Source organism: Vibrio sp. KUL70 (assembly GCF_059725515.1).
Map to the genome: position 1 here is coordinate 1,182,063 of NZ_AP045834.1, position 23,426 is coordinate 1,205,488.

Here is a 23,426-nt window from a genome sequence, read left to right on the forward strand (position 1 = left end):
GGTGTAAAAATGAATTCGGTATCGAATGAATTAAACCAGAATTGGAAAAGCATAGATTGGGTTTTAACAGATGTCGATGACACTCTGACTTGGAAAGGCGAACTGCCGCCCGAAACACTGATCGCATTGAAAAAGCTTCGAGATGCGGGCAAAAAAGTGGTTGCGGTAACCGGTGCCTGCGCAGGATGGTGCGATCATATTGCTCAACTTTGGCCTGTTGATGCAGTGCTTGGTGAGAATGGCGCTTTTATTATGGAAAAGAAAAATGGTTTCCTTACCCTTCGTTCAAGTTTGCCGTTAAGCGTGATCAGTGAGAAACAACAACAGCTCAAACAGCAAGTGCTAACAATCTTAAACCAATATCCTGATCTCGAGTTGACGTTGGACCAATCGTACAGACTGTGTGAAGTTGCTATTGATATCGGTCAGAATCGTCCACGTGTCGATGAGAACATTATTGAAGAGGTTGTTGCAAAAATACGTGCATTGGGCGCTCATGCCACAGCCAGCTCGATACATATCAATGCTTGGTATGGCGAACACTCCAAAAAAGCCACCGCGACGACTTTTCTCGAGGAGAAGGGCTTATCATCCGAAGAGATATTCAAACATAGTTGTTATGTTGGTGACTCTATGAACGATCAATACATGTTTGAAGCCTTACCAAATAGCGTTGGGGTAGCGAACATTAAGCACTATTGGCAACGCCTTGAACACCACCCAATCGTTGTGATGACTCAACCGGGTGGATATGGTTTTGCCGAGTTTACGGACAAGTTACTCGCGTTAAAGTAGTTAGATAGACAGGCTTGAACCCTTCATAGATGAAAGTGAAACTACCCTTAAGGTGGTATCGGTGTTTTTTATCTATGAAGGAGGTTTGAAATAGAGAAAATAGTCATTAATTAATTTTTGCAACGCCATCTAGTTTAGCTTCCATAACAGACAGTTTCTCTTAACCCGTCATTTCGCTTTATATTCCTACTAAGGGATAAGTTTATATAAAGAACCCACTTTTTATAAAATTGTTATTTTCATTTATATCAATATCGGAGTGAAAAATAAACAATTAACCCTTCTCTACTGCCAAGTTCATTATTTACAAAAATGTAAATAATGAACTTGGCGTTAACGTTTCAGTGATCGTATTACACATTTTTTAAAGCTCAGGTTCTAAATTTATCTGCAAGATTAAAGACGTTTTTAGAAAAAATGGATTTTACTGATTGGACAAATATCACTTTCTTAGATGAACAAATGTGCTTTTTTGAACTGATATTCAATTTTTTTAAGACCTTGTTCACGTTTTTATCAATGAAAATCATAGTGTTATTGTGAAGTTTCTATTTTTTACTAACTGTCTCAAAATCAAGACTTTGTATTGTTATTTTTATTAATTAATGAGGTTTTTGTATGAGTTTGATGCGGGAGAACGATAAAAAACAAACATATTTCGCCTGAAAATGAATCTAACTGCGAATTGGGTCGTTTGAATGTTTAGTTTTAAGAATATAACATTGCGACAAAATTTTTCGATGTTGGTTCCAAATGTCTTCAAATAAAAAAATAGTTCGCTTTTTCATTGCGCTATTCGCGTTGTTGGTTCTTTCTGGTTGTCAATCGACAAAGCCTGAGTGGTACTTAAAACCTCAAGCAGACAGTGGCGAGTATATTTATGCGGTATCTCAAGCACGAACGTTATCTCATGCAAAAAAAATCGCGGTAAACAACATTAACGAAAAGTTATGGACTCAAGTCGAGTCATCTTTCTACATGCGAGACACCGTTCGAGAAACCAATGGCAACGGGTTTTCAAATAGTCTAGTGGATAACAAAGTTAATACTAAGACAGAATCTTTGACTCTGAATGGAATCGAATATGTCCAGATGGAAGAGAACGATCTTGGTGCATTTGTTGAAGTAAGAGTAAAACGATCTCTTGTGACTCAACAATTGATGCGCGAAATTAATGACCTAAATCGAAAGTCTGAAATCGAGCTTGATGCGCTTGCACACGAAGATAAATTACTTTGGTGGTTGGATAATCGTAGTGTTTATAAAACTGAGCATGATGCTTCTGTGCGTATCGCCATGCTTTCATCTCTTAAGCCGGGTTATAAACCTGACATCAGTTCAATCGAAGAGTTGACGATTATTCACCAAAAACTAAGCAGTCAGATCAACATTCGCCTCTCATCAGATAGAGAATCAAGAAAAGCCATTGAACTTTTAGGAAACCAGTTATCAGAGTTCAACATTGCAACGTCTACTTCTAAGAATAAGAATCAAACTCATGTGTTGAAAGTGGAATCTGAGCGTCGAAGAAACAAAGTTGGCGATGCGTATATTTCAACCTTGGTCTCTAATATCAAAATCGTAAATAACAAATCTAAAACAGTCTCTCGTAGTGAAATCATCTCTACGGGTAACTCTGTCACCAGCTATAAATATGCCGACGAAGGGGCTGCACGCCACTTTGATAAGCAAATAAAGAAAAAAGGGATTTGGACTGCGCTTGGTTTAATCAAATAGCGATCTGATAGTCCTAAAAAATAAAATAAACATATTCGGAGAGAATAGATGTTAAAGAAAACGTTAATGGCTACTGCAGTAATCACTGGTCTAACTGGCTGTGTTATCAAGGAGGATGTTGTTTGTACTCCTGATACGCGTGTAGATATTGAAACTGCTGAAATTCAAATCCCATCTTCAGAGAATATGAAGGTTGTTGTTCTTCCTGTCGACATTGGGTTTGAAAACTCTGCTTCGAAAAAAATCCAGTCTGCAATGCGAAATGCACTAGAGACACAGGTTGATCAAACTGGTGCGAACCTTGTTGACCGCAAAATTGCTAATAAGGTAAAAGGCGAGATCAAGCTAGCGGAACAAAGTGGTCGTTTAAGCAGCAAAGGTGTCCCGATCGCTGATTATGCGATTATTACAGAGGTGACTCGCGCTGACTTGAGTACATCATTCAGTGAGCGCCGTACTTACGAGAACGATGACGGCGAAACTAAGGTTATTCCAGCATCATGTAGTTATGATTTTGACGTAGAGGCGATCGCTAAAGTCGTTGCTCTGCCAAGTATGGAAGTTGTTAAGCGAATCAAGCTTGAAGGCGACAAGTATTCGTCTAGCGAAACAAATAACTCACGTTGTCCTGTTAGTAACGCAACTTATGGGTCCATGGCGACTAAAGCTGCAACAGAAGCTGTAAACTACTCCGCAGAAATTAATAAAATGCTAGCAGCAAGTGCTCCAGTTCTTGAGATGCGCCAGTGTGAGGCGGGCACACAGGTACGCATTGCTATGGGCAAAAATCAGAAGATTAAACCAGGCGTAGATATTTTGTTCTCTAACGCTATGAAATCTATGGAAGGTGAAACTGAGATTCACCCGATTGGTGAAGGCTACGTTGTAAATAATGAGATCAACGCGGTAACAGATAAGTATTCTTGGGTAGTGGTAGACGAAGAAGTTTCATTGAAAATGAAAAAAGGCACCATTAGTAAAGTGGACGCAAGTTTAAGTTGTAACTTTTTAGACCCAGAATGTACAGGCAAGATATTAATGGAATCATTTTAATCTATGAAAAAACTACTTATTGCAACTTCACTTGTAGCCGTTCTTGCTGGCTGTCAGAGCAACAACGCAACGGTTAAGGAAGCACAAAACTTCGCACCATGTACTTTCCCAGATGCACCTACGGTATCAGCACCGGGTTGGATTTGTGATGTGATCCCAAGCGATATCGCTGCAGCGGCAAAAGGCTACTCTAAGAAGAGTGCAGCCGGTATGAGCGTTATGCGTAAAATCGCGGTAAATGATGCTCGTGTAAACCTTGCAGCTGAGTTTGAAACTGACGTGAGCAACCTTTTCCAAGCGGCTACTGAAGGTGTGACTTCAACATCAGCGGCGGAAGGTGTCACGCTTGTGACGGAAGATGTTCAAGAGACTTTCGAAAACATCACCAAGACAGTTGTGAACAAAACGCTTACTAACAGTCGCGTTATCGTAAGCCAAGCAAGCCCAACTGGTGGTCTTTATGTTCTAGTTGGTATGGACCAAGCGGCATACGACGCAAACATGAACAAAGTTATCGATGAAGTGGGTGGCGAAGATTCTGCTTTATGGGATCAATTCAATAATGAGAAAGCGGCTGCAGACTTAGCGGCAGCGTTCGAAGCATTGAAAAAATAACCGCCAACTGAATCGCGATTAGTATGAGTGAAAAAGGCCGCCATTTGAGTGGCCTTTTGTCTCTATATCCTATGGGAGTTAACTATGTATCAAATGATCAACAAGACTGTGCTAGCTGTAGTGATTTCAGCAGCGATCAGTTCTCAAGCGTTTGCTGTATCGGAAGATCAAAAACAGCAGCTAAATAGTGCCATTACCAAAGCTAGCCAATCACAAGAAGACAAGATCAAAGAGTTTCATGCTTACGTTAATGCTTACTTGGACGAGTACGAAGCGTGGCGTGATGAATACACTAATAATCTTGATGAGCGCAGAGCAGATTTAATCAAGACATGGGGTGAGGGTGAGGTTTCTTCCCAAACCAAACAGGTTGATTATTCCCAAGACGATCAAGTGAAAACTTCCATCGACTACGAAACCAATACGGCAACAGTATCTGTATTGGTGGATGAAGATAGCAGCCCAGAAGAGATCGAAGCACTTGTTAAAGACATTCCGGTTGAAGTTGCGGGTAAAAATGTTGAGCTAGCGGAACTGAAAGCAGAAGACCATGCAGTACTTTATTCGTTAGAGAAAGAGCAACAAGAGAAAAACTTCGTTATCCAACAGACGCAAAGCCAGATGAATGAGTTAGATGTGCAGGCTGAAAGACTGATTCTATCTAACACGGGTATTCCAGACTCTTTCATTTATCAGCGTGCCCACAATAAGAAGATGGCTCTTCTGGCAAAGGCTCAAGAGCGTATTGCAGCGCAAACCAAACTGTTTGATGAAATGCGTGCGAAGCATGGTATTGAGGTCAAACGACCAGAACCTGCGGCGGAAGTCGTAAAACCAGTTGAAAAGGTTGAATCGCCAAAAGACGTTGCCAAAGTAGAGCCAACGCCAGCAGAAAAGCAACCGCCAAAAGTAGTGGAAAAGGTTGCTGAAAAAGCTCCGAAGCCAGAGTTGGTAAAGCCTAAGCCTGTTGTTGAAGTTGCTGCGACCCCGGCTAAGCCAAAAAAAGTGATCAGTTATAAAGTGAAGCTCCCTGAGAACAGCTTAAAAGCACGCGCGAGCAAGTACAGTGCGCTAGCTGAGAAAGAGAGCAAAAACTGGGAAGTCGACGCTGCACTGATTATGGCAATCATGCACTCGGAATCGGCGTTCCGCCCGGATGCTAAATCACACGTGCCTGCGTTTGGTTTGATGCAAGTTGTACCAACCAGTGCGGGTCATGATGTTAATAAACAAGTCCGCAATATCGATGCGCCAATGAAAGTGGCAGATCTATATCAACCGGTTATCAACGTAGAAACAGGAACGGCTTACTTAGATATCTTGAATAGTAAGTATCTTCGCAAGATAAAGAACGACGAAAGTCGTTTGTACTGTGTCATTGCGGCATACAATACTGGTGCGGGTAATGTGGCTAAAGCGTTCAATAAAGATCGCTCTACCAGCATTGGTAAAGCATCGAAGATTATTAATCAAATGACACCTCAACAAGTTTATGACCATCTAGTGGTTAACCTGCCGTACGACGAAACCAAAAACTACTTGAAGAAAGTAAACAGTCGTATCGCTTTATATCAGTAATCAATCGGGCAAGTAAAAAGCCAAGCGCATGTCATTAGCATGTGCTTGGTTTACCAGTTAATAAATTGAGAGTAACAATGTTTAAAATTTTCGCTTTAGTCTTTATTGGTGTTGGCATCTATCTCGGCCTTAATTACAGCGATGAAATTGAAAGTATCATGGATACTGATGCTTTCGAGCGAGTGCAAGAGGCTGCTGAAGACGGTACAGATGCGCTGATGGATAAAATCGACGAGATCAAAGGTTAAAAATGTCTGAAAAGCAAAACAAGGATATTCAAAAAGATATACAGGATGAGTTGCAAGAGCTTCAAGACACTCAAGAGTCTCTGTTGGAAGAACAGAAGAAGGGCGGAATCGCGCGTACTATTGGTTTAGTGTCGGTTATTTCGATCGCTTTAGGTGGCTTTAACGATAGTTTTGACGCATTGGAGAAGATGTTTGACTTTGGCCTCTCTCAAATGACAGATATCCCGTCACACAGGAAGTTGGATAAAATCTACATTCGCTCATCGGCTGAGGTCTTAGACGAAACATTTGGTGCGCCCGTTTATATTAAGCGTGCAACAACGGATGATGTGATTAAGTACTATCAGGACGACAACTTCATTCTGTCTGCGATTACTCGAGACAATGCGATCGTGGCTTATCTTGTTTTCCCTGATGAAGGCTTTGCCCCAGAGACGCTAGAACATGCTGGTGGCTCGGAGTTCTTTTCACAGACATTCAGTTCCATTGAGAGTGTCAATGAGATACGTGCATCGTTTGCAAGAACAGGTAACTATTACATTGAAGAGAATAATGGTGGCGAGTTTGGCTACTTGTATTCATCAATCAGTGGTTCAAGCGAGTTCATTTCGCCGATGTCACAAGAGAACAGAAAGCTGCTTTCAGAGGTCGTCGATGCCTTAACAATGGATGAAAACATTGTTGAAAGCGTGCAGTCTCTGCGTAGCAATGCGAAGCCGAATTTTTATGGATACAGCACTTTGGGTGTTGGTGCATTAGAGGAAGCGATTCTTTCTAATACCGAGTATCGATTAATTCATAAGATTTAGAACACCTTATCTTCTCTAGCCTCTTCGGGGGCTAGTTTTTTATGAGCAATTTAATAATGGCAAATATTGAATTTGAAGCTTTTCTAGACAAGCTTAAAGCGAATAAAAGAGTGATTGTTCAAGCGCATGATTTCCCAGATCATGATGCGATCTCTTCTGCTTTTGCACTGGCATATCTGCTGAACACGCAAGGTTTGAACCCCTTTATTACCTTTAAAGGGCATATCGATAGAGTGTCACTACGAAATCTGATCGATTGGTTAGAGATTCCTGTGAGTAAGCCACAAGATCTGCATCTAAAGCCAGACGATAAGATCATCGTTGTTGATGGCTGTATTGGTGAGAAAAATATCACTGACTTTACCGGCGAAGAGGTCGGGGTCATCGATCACCATCAGGTGGAAGCACCGGAGTCGGTTTGGTATAGCGACATACGTTCGAATTACGGCGCGACGGCTACCATCATGGTCGAGTATTACCAATATTTTTCTATAAATATGCCTCAACGAGTCGCAACAGCGTTATTGGTAGGCTTGAGTTTTGATACCGCCAACTTTACTCGAAGTGTTGGCGCAGCGGATCTTAAAGCGCTTGCATACCTTCAAGCCAAAGCTGACAACGCAATCGTGAATAAGATTTGTCGAAACCAAGTTCAGTTTGAAGAGCTGCAACTGTTCAATTCGATGCTGGCCAGTATGCGACGCGAAAAAAACGCTGCTTTTGCTGTCTTGCCAGAAGGTTGCCCTAAAAACATGCTAGGGGTATTAGGTGATTTTCTTCTGAGTGTTGATGAACTCGATATTATTGTGCTGACTGCAAGAACCAGTGAAAAGACGTTTATCTCGCTGCGTTCAGAGTGCTCAGAAAACAATGTCGCTCAAATAATTAAGAAAACGTTGAATGAAAAAGGCATTGGTTTTGGGGGAGGGCATCCGCATATGGCAGCAGGTATGATCCCACGAAAGTTTCGTTCAGGTGAAGAGCTAGATTGCCTTTATGAGCTTATCCGACCAAATTTAGTCCTTGATGCTGCAGTATCGACGTAGGTGAATGCTGGTTCGTTTATTAGGCCAGTCTCTCCCCATTAGCCCTGCTGAATAATGTTTGATTCAGTGGGGCTTTTTGTTTGTCACTGCCTGTTTTTTAAACAAAACAATCAAAAAAGTGCCTTGCTGTCCAAAGTCGCGAGTGACAAATCTCTTTTGTTGACTTTAAGTCAATATATCTATGCTTGTTAAGTCAACGCTCGCTTCATAAAGTGTCTTAAAGTTACGAAGATGTTGCTAAATTCAGGAGCAAAGCAGTGGAAGTGATTGTTATTGGTAGTGGAGTGATTGGGTTGACCAGTGCTTGGTATTTAGCCAAGGAAGGGCATAAGGTAACGGTTATCGACCGTCAAGATAGCAGTGGTAAAGAGACCAGTTTCGCAAATGCTGGTCAAATCTCTTACGGTTATTCGTCGCCTTGGGCTGCACCCGGTATTCCCGTTAAGGCTCTCAAATGGCTGACGCAAGAGCACGCACCGTTAAAAGTGAAGCCTTCTCTTTCACCTGCTTTGATTCAATGGGCGACACAAATGTTGTCTAATTGCAGCCCTGCAAAATACGCCATCAATAAATCTCGCATGTTACGCATTGCGAATTACAGCCGAGATTGTTTAACCGAGCTTCGGGAAACGGAAAATCTTGACTATGAGGGTCGTCAGCAAGGAACGCTTCAAGTGTTTCGTGATCCTAAGCAACTGGAAGCGATTCAACAAGATATGAAATTGCTCAAAGAGAGTGGTATTGAGCACTCTTTGTTGGATGTTGAAGAGTGTATCAAAGTCGAGCCTGGGCTTGAATCAGTGAGAGATAAGCTTGTCGGTGGGCTTTATTTACCGGGAGATGAAACGGGCGATTGCCATAAGTTCTGTCTAGAGCTGACTGAAAGAGCCAAAGCCTTGGGTGTTGAATTTAAGTTTAATACCGAAGTGTACTCTTTGAATCGACAAGGCTCATCGCTTGTGAGCATCAACACGAGTGTCGGAGAATTGAAAGCAGATGCTTTTGTTCTGGCAACGGGAAGTTATTCGACAAAGCTTTTGAAGCAGATAAATATTGATATTCCAGTCTATCCTGTGAAAGGTTACTCATTAACACTGCCGATCGTCAACGCTGATAAGGCTCCAACATCTACGGTGATGGATGAGACATACAAAGTAGCAATGACACGTTTTGACGATCGTATTCGTATTGCGGGCACTGCAGAGCTGGCGGGTTTTAACTTTGATATTCCAGAAAAGCGTAAAGCGACCATCGATATGGTGATCAAAGATCTATTCCCAGAGGCGGGTGACCATGCGAAAGCGGAATACTGGACAGGGTTGCGCCCGATGACCCCTGACGGTACGCCAATCATAGGTAAAACGCCCGTGGGTAATCTCTATACGAATACTGGTCACGGAACTTTAGGTTGGACGATGGCGTGTGGCTCAGGAAAAATTCTCGCCAGTGTGGTGAGCGGTAAAGCGCCAGAAGTCGAAAGTGACGACCTAAGTGTTTCTCGATATCAGTAGAATCTTGAAGATATCAGCAGCAAACGGCAGTATTTAAATATCAGACGATGATTATCAATCTAATGTCCGCTTGACGGTCATCTCTGGATATTTACGTTGATAGCGAGGCAACATAGATTCATTGCCGAGCAAGCCACCTTGATGAATGTAGATAAGTGTTTTGTCTGGGTTGTCGCGTTGCCACTGTTCCAAACATTGCCACATCAAAGGGTCGTAGAGCAGATCAAATTCAACATCGGTCTCTTCTAGAAGGTCGAGCCACATTTGGTAATCTCGTCGATAGAGTTTGCCAAAGTGGTGTTTGTTTTCTTGAGGTAAAATTTGTGGATGATCGTCCTCGCCCAGCTCTTTAAACTGTTTGGTCAGGTAGCCACTACCGCCAACACAAGCACAGGTAATGACGGGAAGATTATGCACTTTCAGATGTTTGTGTAAATAAAGGGCGGTGCTGCCAGTGCCTGCTGGTAAGGCGACGACAAAGTCATGCTTAGATTCGAAACGTGTCCAGCTTAGGATCTCCATAGCGAGCTGCTTGACCCCATACTCTGACATCTTACTGCGTCCACCTTCTGGTAGCACAATGCACTCAGGGCCTGGCTGCCTGACTTGCTCGATGTAATCTCTTGGGTGCAGTTCACTGGCGACCAGCTGCATACTGATGACTTTGGCGCCAAGGTCTAGCGCACCACGATAGTTTCCTATTGGTTTATCAATCAACCATTGAGGTAAGTGGTCAACGTAAAATTCAAAATTCCAACCCTTTATCTTCGCCAGCGCAGCAAGTGATAAGAGTGAATTTGCTTGAGCCGAACCATAGCAGATCAATGTCGTGATGTTCGAGTGCTCTTGTTCAAGCAGCTGCATGAATTTCCGGGCTTTGTTGCCACAAAAATGGGAGTGCAATTGGTCATCGCGCTTTAAGAAGAAAGTTCGACCATTGAACTGGTGTTGGGTAATAGGGCTGTTGTTGAGTTTCATGTTGGGTAGATGCCACGAGGCATATGTTGAACATTGAAGACGCAGTATCGGGTAACTGGTAGTTCAAGTAAACCGTTTAAATCAATGTTTGGTCATCCAAACATCGGCTCTTGAGCATTTAGGGTGAGAGAGCCCTCACTGTGGTTGTGGGTCAAACACCACCTGTGCAACGCAGCCGCCATCTTGATGGTTAATGAGCTCAAAATCCCAGTGGTATCGGCTACACAGATCTTCCACGATTAACAACCCCAAGCCGTGCCCACTTGGGTTGTACTGCTCAGTCAAACCTTCCCCTTGGTCATGGATGCTGATCAAATGTTGGGTCAAAGTGATTTCCACTTTGCCACGGTTGGTAGCAGCAATGGCATTTCTCAGGAGGTTACCAATCAACATGTTAAGTATCGCGCTGGTGGCTCGAATGCTTGGCTCACCATTCACTTCGAGTGTCACATCCACTTGCTTTTCGCTCGCTTGTACAGAGTTCTTAGCAATGATCTGTTCCAGCTCTTGTTGGCTGAACAGGCGAATTGGTGCGTCGTCTTGATTTCGCTCATAACGTACTAGCCCAAGTAGCGCATCAACCATCTCGGACATTTGAGAAACTGCATCGTCGACACGTTTCACCTGGCGGTGTTGGAATTCCGTCATCTGGCTACGTAGAAGCAGTTTGTTCGAACCTCGCGCAACGGTAAGAGGTGTACGCAGTTCATGACTAGAGTAGCGGGCGAATGCTTGCTCACGCTTTACTAGCGCATTGATTTCACGACGGTATTCATTGAGTTGGTTGGTAAGTTGGCGAAACTCAATCGCTGCGCCATCTTGGACTGAAAACTCTTGATTGAGGTTGTTTTTATTGTTCTCCAACTGCTTTGCTAGTGAATTAAATGGCTCGATTAATCGTCGAGAGAGGCGATAAAGCAGTGCCCCAAAACTGAAGATTAGAATGGCTAACAACGTCAAGACAGAAGAAGTCGCATAGAGAATCTCTGTGACATTAAATTCTATTCGGTCTATTTCGGAGAGTAGGATAAGAGGATAGGTTACCCCTTCGTGAGAGTACTCTCCGATATACACCATGCGTGAATGTGGTTCTTCGCCAACTTCGCCAATGAAACTCTCTTTACTATTTATATATTTTTGATAGCGATCAGGCACCAGAGAAGGGTCATTGAAAGCGATAGTCAGGTCATCAATCCGCACCTCACCTTGGGCTCCAGCTTCAAAGAGGGTGACAGCGTAGTTTCTGTCAATCAGGATGCGTCTTTCACCGACTCGGTCTTCTGACAGGTACAGAGCAGCGATAAAGACCGCGTAGACAAAGGCTGTGATGATAACGGCCATCAACCCAAAGAACAGAGCGAGTCGACCGGTTAGGCTCTTGGTGCTGCTCAGTACATTTAATATCACGAGTTAGACTCCAATCTAAAACCGACTTTAGGCACGGTAATCAGCATCTGTTGATCGAAAGGTTTGTCCAATTGATTTCTTAACTGATAAATATGGCTGCGTAGAACATCATTGTTGGGTTCGTCTTCCTCCCAAAGCTTGTAGGAGATGTCTCCGCGGGTAACCACATCGGGCGCGCTCTTACATAACATCTCAAGGATGGTATAAGTGGTTGGATTGAGAGCCAATAGCTTGTCTTGTCTGTAAGCTTTACGTGTCTTTTGATCAATGCTGATTTCACCAAATACTAACTTACTTGATGCGACGGTGCCGTGATATCGACGAACTAAGGCTTTCATTCGAGCTTCGAGGATATCGAGGTCGAATGGCTTGGTCAGATAATCATCGGCACCATGTTCAAAACCAGCAAGCATGTCGTCTCGGCTATCTAGTGCAGTAAGCATCAGAATAGGAGTGGTGTTGCCGTTCTCTCGCAGTTTGTTGCAGACTGTGAGTCCATCCATGCGAGGCAGCATCAGGTCTAGGATAATGATATCGAATGAGTTATCCGTTGCGAGTTGCAAACCGAGTTCACCGTTATCAGCGTAATCGAGTTCCATGCCAATACATTCGAAGTAATCGAACAGTACACCTGCAATCTCACGGTTATCTTCTACCAGCAACACTCGCTTCATCTTATTACCCATTAGAACTTATTCGTTACTCCGATCATCCTGAATTGACGTGAAAAATATGTCAACAACATAACTTTCATGGCGCGTTAGTTAGTCTGCTTACGGAATCAAAAAAATAGAAGACCGTATTATGACTGAACTTCACATCAATTCGCGCCGCTCAAGCGAACCTCAAATTAGCCCAGTAATTTCGCTGTCCATCATTGTGCCTTTTTTTAATGAAGAGGGAGTACTGCCCGAGTTCCACTCGCGCTTAACTAAGGTGCTTGATGAACTGCCCATATCGAGTGAGATTGTTTATGTCGATGATGGTAGCAAAGACAATAGCTTGGCTTTGGTGGAGTCTTTTACGTCAATTGCGAGCTCTATTTCAGTCATTGGTCTCTCACGTAATTTTGGTAAAGAGTCTGCAATGAGCGCAGGTTTAGAACATTGTCGTGGTCAAGCGGTGATCATATTGGATGCGGACTTACAAGATCCGCCAGAACTGATTCCAGATATGGTTTCTAAATGGCGAGAAGGTTATGACGTTGTCAATATGCAGCGCAGTCAGCGTGATGGCGAGACTTGGTTTAAGAAGTTTTCAGCCGCCAGTTTCTATCGCGTAATGAACGCTGCCGCAAAAATTGATGTACCTGAGAACGTTGGAGATTTTCGTCTGTTAAGCCGTGAAGTTGTCGATCACATCAATCAGCTTCCAGAGCGTAATCGTTACATGAAAGGCATCTTCTCTTGGCCTGGCTTTAAACAAACCACAGTGCAATTCAAACGCGATGCACGCTTTTGTGGTGAGACCAAATGGAACTACCTCAAGCTACTTGGCTTGGCGATGGATGGCATCACCTCTTTCTCTATTAGACCACTGCGTATCGCAACCGCAATCGGCAGTATGGTCGCTCTCAGTGCCTTTGTTTACGGCATGTTTATCATCTTTAAAACCTTGATGTTTGGTGAACCGATTACGGGTTATCCGTCGATGATGGTTGTCCAGTTGGCACTTGGTGGTATCCAGCTTCTTAGTATTGGTCTGATGGGTGAATACATTGGCCGTATCTTCATCGAAACCAAGAATCGTCCTTTGTATCTCATTCAATCTGTTGTCGATAAACCGGCACTCAAAACAACGTATAAATTAGAGGAATCAGCATGAGTCTGAACAGAACGCACCTGTGGTATTTATTAGCCTTCGCGCTAATTCTTAGGTTGCTGTCACTGGCGACGTACCCGTTGATGGATACGACTGAAGCACGTTACGGCGAAATGGCTCGCCTGATGGTTGAAACCGGCAACTGGCTCACACCTCAGTTTGACTACGGTGTGCCTTTTTGGGGTAAGCCGCCACTGTTTACATGGATGAGCGCCGTTGGCATCGAGCTGTTTGGGTTGACTGAATTTGCAGTGCGAGCTCCTCACTGGCTAGCGGGTGTTTTCACGATCTTATTGATCGCCTATTTTGCGAAACGTACCGAGCAGAGCGCATTGGTTGCAGCTGTGGTATTGGCAACATGTGGCATTTTCTCGATTGCTGCAGGCGCGGTGATGACGGATATTGCTCTTACACTGGCTATGACCATCGCTATGCTTGGCTTTTATCTGTGTTGGAAAGGAGAGGGCAGCAAGCGTATTAATAATGCTTGGGGCTACGTCGGTTTTATTGGCCTTGCTTGTGGTCTGCTTGCCAAAGGTCCTGTCGCGATTGTGATCATGGGTATCGCGGTTTTCCCTTGGCTTGTTTTACAACATGGATTGATTGGTGGATTCAAAGCCCTGTGGCAGCGTTTTCCAATTGTCTCTGGTTTGGCGTTGATGATGGCGATTGCGCTGCCTTGGTACATCATGGCAGAAATGGCGACACCGGGTTTTATCGATTACTTTATCGTCGGCGAACACTTCAAGCGTTTTGTTGTAAGCGGTTGGGAAGGCGACCTCTATGGTTCAGCTCACAATGAAGCTCGAGGCATGATCTGGGTGTTCTGGATTCAAGCTGCAGCCCCTTGGTCGATTGTACTGCCGATATTGGCATGTGCTCGTCGCCAAAAAATCAAAGAGCAAAACCAAACTAACACAGGCTTATTCTCGTTCCTAATTTGTTGGTTGATTTCACCAGTGTTGCTGTTCACTATGGCGGGAAATATTCTCCCTGCTTACGTGTTACCGGGTATTCCAGCGTTGGGTCTGCTTGTGGCAATGCTGGTGGTAGAGAAAGATAAGAAATGGTTCTCAAGTGTCGCGCTAGTGTTGCCTGTATTGCTGATGATAGCCATGGTGTATTTGAATTTAGGCAAGGCGAACGAGAAGAGTGACCGTATTATCTTCAATCATATTCAAGACGACGCCCCAAGTTACTACATAGGCAAGCGTCCATTTTCGGGGCAGTTCTATAGCTTAGGACAAGCCAAGAAAATCACCGATATCTCAGAGGCAGATACGAGTGATAAGTTCTACTTGATTGGCAAGAAGGCAGAAGTTGAGTCGGTCATTGCACAGAATGCATTGAGCTGTGTGCGAGAACCCGTTGATAAACAGAAGCGGGCGCTATTTAGTTGTAAGCCAATGGGTTCGACAGGAGTTTCTGAGCCCGTTGCCGTAAAGATTCTCGATGAAAATGCCATTTCACTTTAGAACGATGACATCAAGCTGTGAGAGAGTATTGAGGAGTTATGAGCAGCTGATTAAGTTTGCATGTGTTGGTGCTGGTGGATTTGTCGTTGATTGTGCCGCTTTTGTACTGTTTCATTATGTGGGTGATTTGTCGGTGATGTGGGCAAGGGTGTTGGCCTTTCTAGTTGCGGCAACCAGCACTTGGTTTGGTAACCGACTGCTAACGTTCGAATACCAAGGGACAGGGTCACGCAGGGATGATTTTAAGCAGTGGCAAAAATTCATGACCTCGGCAATGATATCGGCCATACCCAACTTAATCTGTTTCAAGGCTCTCACATTAATACTGCCGGAGTTTTATGGCTCGCTGTTTTTGGCTATGGCGGTCGGGGTGTTGGTTGGAATGGTCAGTAACTACTTACTCAGCAAGGCTTGGGTGTTTAAACAAACTCAAGCCTAGCCTCTCAACTTAGTTACAGAAACGAAAAAGTCCAAGTGGTGGATCACTTGGACTTTTGTCATTTAAAGCGAAGGGTTGTCGCTTGGCTACTTAAAATTAACGTGGCTACTGAAAGCTCGCGTTGTTACTAAGAGTTAGCGTTGCGCCGCACGTTGGCGGTTCTTTCCGTTACCAGAAGGTTTGCCACCTTGACCATTGCCTGCTTTGTTGCGGTTTGGTTTGCCGTTTCCTTGAGATTGGGCGCCCGGACCTTTCTTAATGAAACCGCTCGCTGGTTTACGACCGTTGCCGCCGCCATTTCCGTTGCCCTGATGACCATTACTTTGGCCGTTGTTACTGTTAGGCTTCTTACCACCTGGCTTCTTGCCTGAATGGTTACGTGGCTTCTCGCCGCCCAGACCCGGTTGAGACTTGCTGTGCTTGGTCGCGAAACGGTGAGCACCGTGACGACCAGACTTACGACGTTGTGCTGGTGTTTGTGCATCAAAGTCTTCTTCTGGCACCAAACAACCTGGCTTATCACCGATTAGGTGCTTCTTACCCATGTCGATCAGCGCTTCACGGATCAGTTTCCAGTTCTCTGGATCATGATAACGTAATAGTGCTTTGTGCAGACGACGTTGACGGTCACCTTTTGGCACAGGAATATCTTCACGCTTCTTGTATTTAACGCGCTTCAGAGGGTTGGTCTCTGAGTAGTACATCGACGTCGCGTTACACATTGGTGAAGGGTAGAAGTTCTGTACTTGGTCACACTCGTAGTTGTGCTTCTTCAGCCAAAGCGCAAGGTTAAGCATGTCTTCATCTTCTGTACCCGGGTGCGCCGAGATGAAGTATGGGATCAGATACTGTTTCTTACCTGCTTCAGCACTGTACTTCTCGAACATCTCTTTAAAGCGGTCGTAAGTGCCCATACCCGGCTTCATCATCAGATCAAGAGGGCCTTTTTCAGTATGCTCTGGTGCGATTTTCAGATAGCCACCAACGTGGTGTGTAACCAACTCACGTACGTATTCTGGAGACTCAATTGCTAGGTCGTAACGAACGCCAGACGCGATCATGATCTTCTTAACACCTTCCACTTTACGTGCAGAGCGGTACAGGTCGATAGTGTGTTTGTGGTCTGTGTTTAGTTTCTCACAGATCTTAGGGAACACACATGATGGACGACGGCAGTTCACTTCCGCTTTCGGGTCAGAACAACCTAAGCGGTACATGTTTGCTGTTGGACCACCCAAGTCAGAGATCGTGCCCGTAAAGCCAGGTACTTTCTCTTTGATGTCCTCGATTTCATCCAAGATAGACTCTTTTGAGCGGTTCTGGATGATACGACCTTCGTGTTCGGTGATAGAACAGAAAGAACAACCACCAAAACAGCCACGCATGATGTTAACTGACGTTTTGATCATGTCGTAAGCAGGAATCTTCGCTTTGCCATACATAGGGTGAGGGACACGCTTGTATGCAAGACCAAATACATAGTCCATCTCTTCTGTTGTCAGAGGGATTGGCGCTTGGTTTACCCAAAGTTCGCGGTCACCGTGACGCTGAATCAGAGCACGACCAGAGTATGGGTTCGTCTCTAAGTGCAGAATACGGCTAGCGTGAGCGTAAAGAATACGGTCATTGTTTAGCTTTTCAAACGCAGGGATACGAACCGCTGTTGTTTTCGCATCATGGCGAGAAGGGCGGATCGTAATCGGCTGCGCTTTTGGCTCTTCGTCTTTCTTCGTATCGCACTGGGTTTCAACCTCGTATGGGTTAACCGGTACGTAGGCTTTATTTGGCTTTTCGATACGAGAAGAGTCAATGATCTTGTAGCCTTCTGGTGCAGCAGGCAAGTTGACGGCAGTACCACGAATGTTGGTCATGTTCGCGATCTCTTCACCATCGGCTAGGCGGTGCGCCACTTCAACCAGAGCGCGCTCTGCGTTACCAAATAGAAGAATGTCTGCTTTTGCATCGAAAAGAACAGAACGACGAACTTTGTCAGACCAATAATCGTAGTGCGCTACGCGGCGAAGACTTGCTTCAATGCCACCTAGAACAATCGGCGTGCCTTTGTAAGCTTCACGACAACGCTGTGAGTAAACCAGTGTTGCACGATCAGGACGCTTACCACCTTCGTTATTTGGCGTGTAGGCATCATCGTGACGTAATTTGCGGTCAGAGGTGTAACGGTTGATCATGGAGTCCATGTTGCCCGCAGTGATGCCGAAGAATAGGTTTGGTTTACCTAGCTTCATGAAAGCATCTTTATTGTCCCATTTTGGTTGAGCAATAATGCCTACGCGGAAGCCTTGTGCTTCAAGCAAGCGGCCGATGATCGCCATACCAAAGCTAGGGTGATCGACATAAGCGTCGCCCGTTACGATGATAATGTCGCAGCTGTCCCATCCAAGAGCATCCATTTCCTTTCTACTGGTGGGCAAAAAGGGCGCTGTGCCGTAGCATTCGGCCCAGTATTTTTTGTGTTCATGAATAGGAGTGATATCGCTGTACATATTTCGACCTCTGATTTTTGAGGCGGGAATTATAGCGGCATGCGCCCTGACTAGCCAGTAGAACATGCCCCTGTTAATTCTACTGTCTTTACCCCGGCTAACCCTATATTGCTATGTCGGGAAGAGATTCTTGGGAAGAGCATAGACCAAGGATAGGAGACAATGAGCAAATTGATGATTTTGATTAGTGTTCCAAGCAGTTTTTGATATCATTCTGCCAAAATAAGTCCATATAAGTAGATCCCAATGATCGAATCTGTATTACTTCAATTCGCGCCTATGTTGCTGGGTGCACAACTTGTCCTGACGCTGATCTTAGTGAAAGGTGACATCTGCCCAGGCCAGCGCGGTCGTATTCATAAGGTATTGCCGGCTATTGGTGTACTTTGGTTGGCGGTTGCATCACTTAAGGTCGAAGCTTTCTTAGTGGTATTTGCCATCTTCTATTTCTTCTCCCAAGTTCAAACTAAGAAGACTCGTGATGCAGGCCCTATCTGGGTAATGTATCTGGCTTGTGGCTTGGCACTCTCCTATGTGGGTATTCAAGCGAGCGAAAAGGCCACATTAGTTGGCTTAATTTCCTCTCTGCTTTTGACCGTTCTACTAGGTAGCGCCTTCTCTCATCTCCTGTTGACGATTGCGCGAACACGCCTTCAGGCATTTCATCGTATCTTGCCGGTTGCTGGTATCTTGAGCGGTATGCTGGTGGTACTGACTACTGTGTTGGGTGTCTATTCGCTTTCTGAAGAAGTATTGGAACCTATGGTGCCGTCATTACTGTTCAGCTTTGCTTTGTTGATCTCTTCGATTGTGGTTTGGTGTTGGCATCTGTTATTTGCGAAAACACCTGAAAAAATCCAGCTTGCGGTAGCTCTGCTGATGCTGATCGCGTCGGTTGTGGGCTTAGAGCCAATCTGGGCACTATAGCGCTATAGTAATTCAGGCACTAAAGCAATTTGGGAACTTTATAAAATTGCAAACTGCTCTTTGATTGAATGAGAAATGTGATCTGTTAATAAGCGGATTGACTATTGTCGTTCTAAACTTAAATCAATCGATGTGTTCGTAAGGAGTACGAGATGGATTTAAGCAACGTCAAAAGCCTAGATAGCATTATTTTATTGGGAATCGTCAACGAAAAATTGCGTCTTGAATGTGATAGTTTTGAAGAGCTTGTCAGTATGTATGAAATGGATATTGAAAGCGTGGTCGGTAAGTTGGATATGCTCGGCTACCAGTACGATCCATTGACCAATCAATTTAAATCTTATCCCAGATAACTGCGTAGCAGAGGGGAACAGTTTAAATTGTTTAATCGTTACAAATGAAAGCCACAGATGCTCAGTCTGTGGCTTTGCTTTTAAAACGGCACTTTGTATCGAAAACAAACTTAACAAAGTTAGACGACTTTGATTCCATCTAGGTGACTCTTACTTTGTTGTCTTGCAGTGCTGAAGAAGGCTTGTAAGTAGCGTTTGTTTCTATCTGAGTTTCTGACTGCGGCAAATAGGCGGCGAGACAACCCTTTGCCTAACGGCTTACTCGCGACCAATCCTTGCCTTGAAAATTCACTGATTGCCCAGTTGGGCAGTGCCGCTACACCTAACCCAGCTGAGACCATTTGCACCAACATCAAGGTGTTGTCGGCCTGTTTCCACTTCTTAGGTTCGACTCCAGCCGGCTGAAGAAAGTGTTTTACTACATCAAGGCGTTGTTTCTGAACCGGATAGGAGAGCATCGTCAGCTCGGCCAAGTCTTCAGGTAGAATCGTCTCTTTTTCTGCGAGAGGAGATTGAATTGCCGTGATCAATCTCATCTCAAAATCAAACAGGGGTTCATAGTGAACTTCGGATCTCGGTTGGATATCCGAGGTGATCACTAGATCAAGTTCTCCTGCCATCAAAGCCGGTAAAGGCTCGAACCCAAAGCCAGAGGAGAAATCGAGAGTCACGCTTGGCCAAGTCACTTGGTACTCTTTGAGTGCTGGCATCAACCATTGAAAACAGGAGTGGCACTCAATCGCCATATGAAGTCGCCCGTTCACATCTTCTTTGAGGCTAGCCAGTTCATTCTCTGCCTTCGCCAGTTTTGGCAATATTTCATCCGCTAGTCTTAGCAGTATCTTTCCCTCAGAAGTGAATTTAACTGGGCGAGTTTTACGCAGAAAAAGTTGCCCACCCACGCGAGCCTCAAGATCTTTTAATTGATGCGACAAGGCAGATTGAGTCAGGTGTAGTGATGTCGCGGTTGCGGTCAAAGAACCACTATCACGCAGTGTGGTCAATGTTCGCAGATGTTTGAGCTCTATCATGAGTAACCCTCATAGTTCCTAAGCTGATGTTCAATATTTCTTAATAACTACCCTACGTCGTTTTTGTGGATGTGTAAACATCTAGACGTCTAATTGTTTTCGGTTTTCTCATATGTGAATTCATCAACATGAGGTTTTCTAATAAACAAGTTGAATATTTGGAGATTGTTCACAAACACATTTGGCGAGATAGTTTAGCCATCCAGACGCCTTTTAAAAAATTATTCAGCGTCTGACCGGATTAAAAAATAGTGATTAAGGAATAGGCTCATGACAACAACGACTCATATTTTAGGCTACCCACGTATTGGCGAAAAACGAGAACTCAAATTCGCTTTAGAAAAGTATTGGCGTGGGGAAATCGATCAAACGGAGCTAAGAGCCGTCGGTAGTCAGTTGCGTGAGCGTAACTGGCAAGTTCAATCAGACGCCAATCTAAGCTTTGTCACGGCTGGCGATTTCGCTTGGTACGATCATGTTCTTTCTACTACGTTACTTCTCGGACATGTGCCAAAGCGTCACAACCAAGGGTTCCCTGATTTGGATACACTGTTCCGTGTTGGTCGCGGCCAATCTCAGAGCAGTTGCTGTGGCTCAAATCATAACCATGACCAAGATGGCGCCGCGGCATCAGACATGACCAAGTGGTTTAACACCAATTACCATTACATTGTGCCTGAATTCAGCAAGGATGATTCTTTTGAGGTGAGCTGGCCGCAACTGTTTGACGAAGTCAATCAAGCGATCAAAGCGGGTCATAAAGTGAAACCAGTATTATTAGGGCCGTTGTCCTACCTCTACCTAGGTAAGGAAGTGGAAGAAGGGTTTGATCGTCTAAGCTTACTGCCTCGTTTGCTAACTGCCTATCAGGGAATCTTGGCGAAGTTAGCGAAGCTGGGCGTGGAGTGGGTACAGATCGATGAACCGATTCTTGCCTTGGAGCTAGAAACCAAATGGGCAGAATCATTCAAGCTTGCGTACCAAGTGATTCAGGGCGATGTAAAGCTACTACTAACCACCTACTTTGATTCCGTGAACGATACGCTAGATAAGATTATCGACCTTCCGGTAAACGGACTACATATTGACTTGGCTGCTGCTCCTCGACAGTTGAATGACGTGGTTGAAAAACTGCCTCAAGATTGGGTTCTTTCTGCAGGTGTTATTAATGGTCGCAATGTATGGCGCGCTGATTTGGCTACGCTACTGGCGTCGCTTCTACCTATCAAAGAATCTTTGGGAGAAAGACTGTGGGTGGCAAGTTCTTGTTCTCTACTGCACAGCCCGGTCGATTTAGAGCTAGAAGAAACCTTAACGGAAGAGGTGAAGAGTTGGTTCGCATTCGCCAAGCAGAAAGTTGCAGAAGTGAGCTTACTCGGTGCTGCGCTAGATGGTGATCAGAAAGCGATATTAGCTTGTGAGACTTACAGTTTGCCGATTGAGGCTCGTAAGCAAGCGGCTCATGTAAACAAGCCACATGTTCAGGCGAGATTGAAAACACTAACGAAAGCGATTGGTGAGCGAAGCGCTCCTTATGCAGAGCGAGCGGCTCACCAAGCTGAAGTATTGGGCTTACCGTTGTTGCCGACAACAACCATAGGTTCTTTCCCGCAAACTGGCGAAATCCGAGTTCAACGCAGTGCGTATCGCGCAGGAAAATTGAATGAAAGCGAGTACAAACAAGCATTGAAAGGGCACATTGCAGACGCGGTCAAACGTCAAGAGGCACTCGATCTTGATGTGCTTGTTCATGGGGAAGCGGAACGTAATGACATGGTGGAGTACTTTGCTGAGAACTTAGCTGGTTTCCAAACAACCAAGTTTGGATGGGTTCAAAGTTACGGCTCTCGCTGCGTGAAACCAGCGATCGTTGTTGCTGATATTGAGCGAGAAAAACCCGTCACTGTTGAGTGGTCGACTTACGCCCAGTCGCTGACTTCTAAGCAGATGAAAGGCATGCTTACGGGGCCGGTGACAATCTTGTGTTGGACTTTCCCTCGTGAAGACATCTCCCGCAAAGAGATCGCAAACCAATTAGCGTTTGCACTGCGTGACGAGGTGTCCGATCTACAAGATGCCGGCATTAACATTATTCAGATTGATGAACCGGCAATTCGTGAAGGGTTGCCTTTGAAGAAAGCCGATCATGCGGAGTATTTAGAGTGGGCTGTTGATGCGTTTAAAGTTTCTGCTGGAAGCGCGAAGCCAGAAACACAAATTCACACCCACATGTGTTACAGCGAATTTAATGAGATCATCGAGTCAGTGGCAGCACTGGATGCAGATGTTATTACCATCGAAACCTCTCGCTCAAACATGGAATTGCTGAAAGCGTTTGAAGAGTTCAATTACCCGAATGAGATTGGCCCTGGTGTGTATGATATCCACTCACCAAACATTCCTTCAGAGGAGTGGATTGTGGGCTTGCTTAAGAAAGCAGCAGAGAAGATCCCAGCAGAACGCTTATGGGCAAACCCAGACTGCGGCCTTAAAACTCGCAATTGGGAAGAAACCGAAGCGGCATTAGCCAATCTTGTTTCAGCAACTAAAACGCTGCGCAAAGAGTGGCAAACCGAAACAGTTTAAGGTACGTAAAGCTTGGATAAGGCTTTGTATCTGAGACCTTACTTGCACAAAAAAGCCTCGCACTCGCGAGGCTTTCACTCCTAATTTTGCTCGAATCTCGAATCTCGAATCTCGAATCAGCTACCGCTTTGGCAGGTTTGCTTGCTGATCGGCTGTTCTACCATCAACTGACCGCGCGTATTGCGAATCTTGATGTTGTACACTAAGCCCATATCTAGGTTTGCTCGTACGTCTGAGCTTGTACAGTAGCTATTGACACTGCTTTTCAGCACTTGATTGAGCGGCTTTGCTCCCTGAGCATCTTGGTTGTAGATCATCATGATTTCAATCACGGTGTTCTTTGCCAAGACACGCATTATTTTCAATGGGCCATATTCGATAGGCAGGCCTGCTGAAAGCACACCAGCTCGGTGTTGCGCCATCATTTCTAATTGACGTTGTTTGTCTTGGTCACTTGAACTACAACCCGCAAGGACGAGCGCAGCCAGTGATCCGATAATCCACTTCTTCACG

At 44.7% G+C, this 23,426-nt stretch carries 21 protein-coding genes; 15 read left to right on the plus strand and 6 right to left on the minus strand.

Annotated features, from left to right (window positions below; translation table 11 throughout):
- The first annotated feature begins 9 nt into the window (after window positions 1-9).
- From AC6I7V_RS05375 to AC6I7V_RS05415, 9 genes are all read left to right on the plus strand, one after another.
- Complete coding sequence (locus tag AC6I7V_RS05375) at window positions 10-795, plus strand: HAD-IIB family hydrolase (RefSeq protein ID WP_498011492.1); 786 nt, start codon at window positions 10-12, stop codon at window positions 793-795.
- Window positions 796-1,548: 753 nt separating this feature from the next.
- Window positions 1,549-2,532, plus strand: a complete 984-nt coding sequence (locus AC6I7V_RS05380) for an LPP20 family lipoprotein (protein WP_255230963.1) — start codon at window positions 1,549-1,551, stop codon at window positions 2,530-2,532.
- Window positions 2,533-2,598: 66 nt separating this feature from the next.
- On the plus strand, window positions 2,599-3,585 hold the full coding sequence (locus AC6I7V_RS05385) for a hypothetical protein (RefSeq protein WP_255230962.1): 987 nt from the start codon (window positions 2,599-2,601) through the stop codon (window positions 3,583-3,585).
- A gap of 3 nt (window positions 3,586-3,588) precedes the next feature.
- Complete coding sequence (locus tag AC6I7V_RS05390) at window positions 3,589-4,200, plus strand: lipoprotein (protein ID WP_255230961.1); 612 nt, start codon at window positions 3,589-3,591, stop codon at window positions 4,198-4,200.
- A gap of 84 nt (window positions 4,201-4,284) precedes the next feature.
- Window positions 4,285-5,778, plus strand: coding sequence for a transglycosylase SLT domain-containing protein (locus tag AC6I7V_RS05395; RefSeq protein WP_255230960.1), 1,494 nt, complete (start codon window positions 4,285-4,287; stop codon window positions 5,776-5,778).
- 77 nt (window positions 5,779-5,855) lie between these two features.
- The gene (locus AC6I7V_RS05400; protein ID WP_255230959.1) at window positions 5,856-6,026 is read left to right on the plus strand and encodes a hypothetical protein; all 171 of its coding nucleotides are present in this window, start codon (window positions 5,856-5,858) and stop codon (window positions 6,024-6,026) included.
- 2 nt (window positions 6,027-6,028) lie between these two features.
- Entirely contained in the window at window positions 6,029-6,835 is an 807-nt protein-coding gene (locus AC6I7V_RS05405; RefSeq protein ID WP_255230958.1) for an ETEC_3214 domain-containing protein, read from the plus strand.
- A gap of 56 nt (window positions 6,836-6,891) precedes the next feature.
- A complete protein-coding gene (locus tag AC6I7V_RS05410; RefSeq protein WP_255230957.1) occupies window positions 6,892-7,881 on the plus strand; it encodes a DHH family phosphoesterase in 990 nt (329 codons plus the stop codon).
- 257 nt (window positions 7,882-8,138) lie between these two features.
- Entirely contained in the window at window positions 8,139-9,392 is a 1,254-nt protein-coding gene (locus AC6I7V_RS05415) for a D-amino acid dehydrogenase (RefSeq protein ID WP_255230956.1), read from the plus strand.
- A 54-nt stretch (window positions 9,393-9,446) separates the two neighbouring features.
- Here the strand turns inward: AC6I7V_RS05415 and AC6I7V_RS05420 are convergent, their stop codons facing one another.
- The 3 genes from AC6I7V_RS05420 to AC6I7V_RS05430 form a co-directional block, all read right to left on the minus strand.
- Window positions 9,447-10,370: a pyridoxal-phosphate dependent enzyme gene (locus AC6I7V_RS05420; protein ID WP_498011493.1), complete on the minus strand. Its 924-nt coding sequence runs from the start codon at window positions 10,368-10,370 to the stop codon at window positions 9,447-9,449.
- Window positions 10,371-10,505: 135 nt separating this feature from the next.
- Window positions 10,506-11,777 carry a sensor histidine kinase gene (locus tag AC6I7V_RS05425; protein ID WP_498011494.1) on the minus strand — a complete coding sequence of 424 codons (1,272 nt, stop codon included), beginning with the start codon at window positions 11,775-11,777 and terminating at the stop codon, window positions 10,506-10,508.
- Complete coding sequence (locus AC6I7V_RS05430) at window positions 11,774-12,451, minus strand: response regulator transcription factor (protein ID WP_255231754.1); 678 nt, start codon at window positions 12,449-12,451, stop codon at window positions 11,774-11,776. The genes AC6I7V_RS05425 and AC6I7V_RS05430 overlap by 4 nt, the downstream gene beginning before the upstream one ends.
- Window positions 12,452-12,581: 130 nt before the next feature.
- Between AC6I7V_RS05430 and AC6I7V_RS05435 the strand changes: the two genes are divergently transcribed.
- The 3 genes from AC6I7V_RS05435 to AC6I7V_RS05445 are packed head-to-tail and all read left to right on the plus strand — an operon-like array spanning window position 12,582 to window position 15,512.
- Entirely contained in the window at window positions 12,582-13,601 is a 1,020-nt protein-coding gene (locus tag AC6I7V_RS05435; RefSeq protein ID WP_498011495.1) for a glycosyltransferase family 2 protein, read from the plus strand.
- Window positions 13,598-15,073: an ArnT family glycosyltransferase gene (locus AC6I7V_RS05440; protein ID WP_498011496.1), complete on the plus strand. Its 1,476-nt coding sequence runs from the start codon at window positions 13,598-13,600 to the stop codon at window positions 15,071-15,073. Before AC6I7V_RS05435 ends, AC6I7V_RS05440 begins: the two co-directional genes overlap by 4 nt.
- Window positions 15,051-15,512 (plus strand): GtrA family protein, encoded by a 462-nt coding sequence (locus AC6I7V_RS05445; protein ID WP_255230951.1) that lies wholly within the window; start codon window positions 15,051-15,053, stop codon window positions 15,510-15,512. Before AC6I7V_RS05440 ends, AC6I7V_RS05445 begins: the two co-directional genes overlap by 23 nt.
- Before the next feature lie 134 nt (window positions 15,513-15,646).
- On the opposite strand, the gene AC6I7V_RS05450 is transcribed toward AC6I7V_RS05445, so the two are convergent.
- Window positions 15,647-18,016 (minus strand): YgiQ family radical SAM protein, encoded by a 2,370-nt coding sequence (locus AC6I7V_RS05450; RefSeq protein WP_498011497.1) that lies wholly within the window; start codon window positions 18,014-18,016, stop codon window positions 15,647-15,649.
- A 246-nt stretch (window positions 18,017-18,262) separates the two neighbouring features.
- Between AC6I7V_RS05450 and AC6I7V_RS05455 the strand changes: the two genes are divergently transcribed.
- Together AC6I7V_RS05455 and AC6I7V_RS05460 are read left to right on the plus strand one after the other, a co-directional pair.
- A complete protein-coding gene (locus AC6I7V_RS05455; protein ID WP_261882917.1) occupies window positions 18,263-18,943 on the plus strand; it encodes an HI_1241 family integral membrane domain in 681 nt (226 codons plus the stop codon).
- A 152-nt stretch (window positions 18,944-19,095) separates the two neighbouring features.
- Window positions 19,096-19,296: a DUF4250 domain-containing protein gene (locus AC6I7V_RS05460; RefSeq protein WP_150871959.1), complete on the plus strand. Its 201-nt coding sequence runs from the start codon at window positions 19,096-19,098 to the stop codon at window positions 19,294-19,296.
- 119 nt (window positions 19,297-19,415) lie between these two features.
- Here the strand turns inward: AC6I7V_RS05460 and AC6I7V_RS05465 are convergent, their stop codons facing one another.
- Complete coding sequence (locus AC6I7V_RS05465) at window positions 19,416-20,327, minus strand: LysR substrate-binding domain-containing protein (protein ID WP_498011498.1); 912 nt, start codon at window positions 20,325-20,327, stop codon at window positions 19,416-19,418.
- Between the two features lie 270 nt (window positions 20,328-20,597).
- Between AC6I7V_RS05465 and metE the strand changes: the two genes are divergently transcribed.
- A complete protein-coding gene (metE, locus tag AC6I7V_RS05470) occupies window positions 20,598-22,913 on the plus strand; it encodes a 5-methyltetrahydropteroyltriglutamate--homocysteine S-methyltransferase (protein ID WP_498011499.1) in 2,316 nt (771 codons plus the stop codon).
- A 116-nt stretch (window positions 22,914-23,029) separates the two neighbouring features.
- Here metE and AC6I7V_RS05475 read toward each other — a convergent pair whose 3' ends face one another.
- Window positions 23,030-23,425 (minus strand): GspS/AspS pilotin family protein, encoded by a 396-nt coding sequence (locus AC6I7V_RS05475; RefSeq protein ID WP_255230946.1) that lies wholly within the window; start codon window positions 23,423-23,425, stop codon window positions 23,030-23,032.
- Window position 23,426 lies beyond the last annotated feature (1 nt).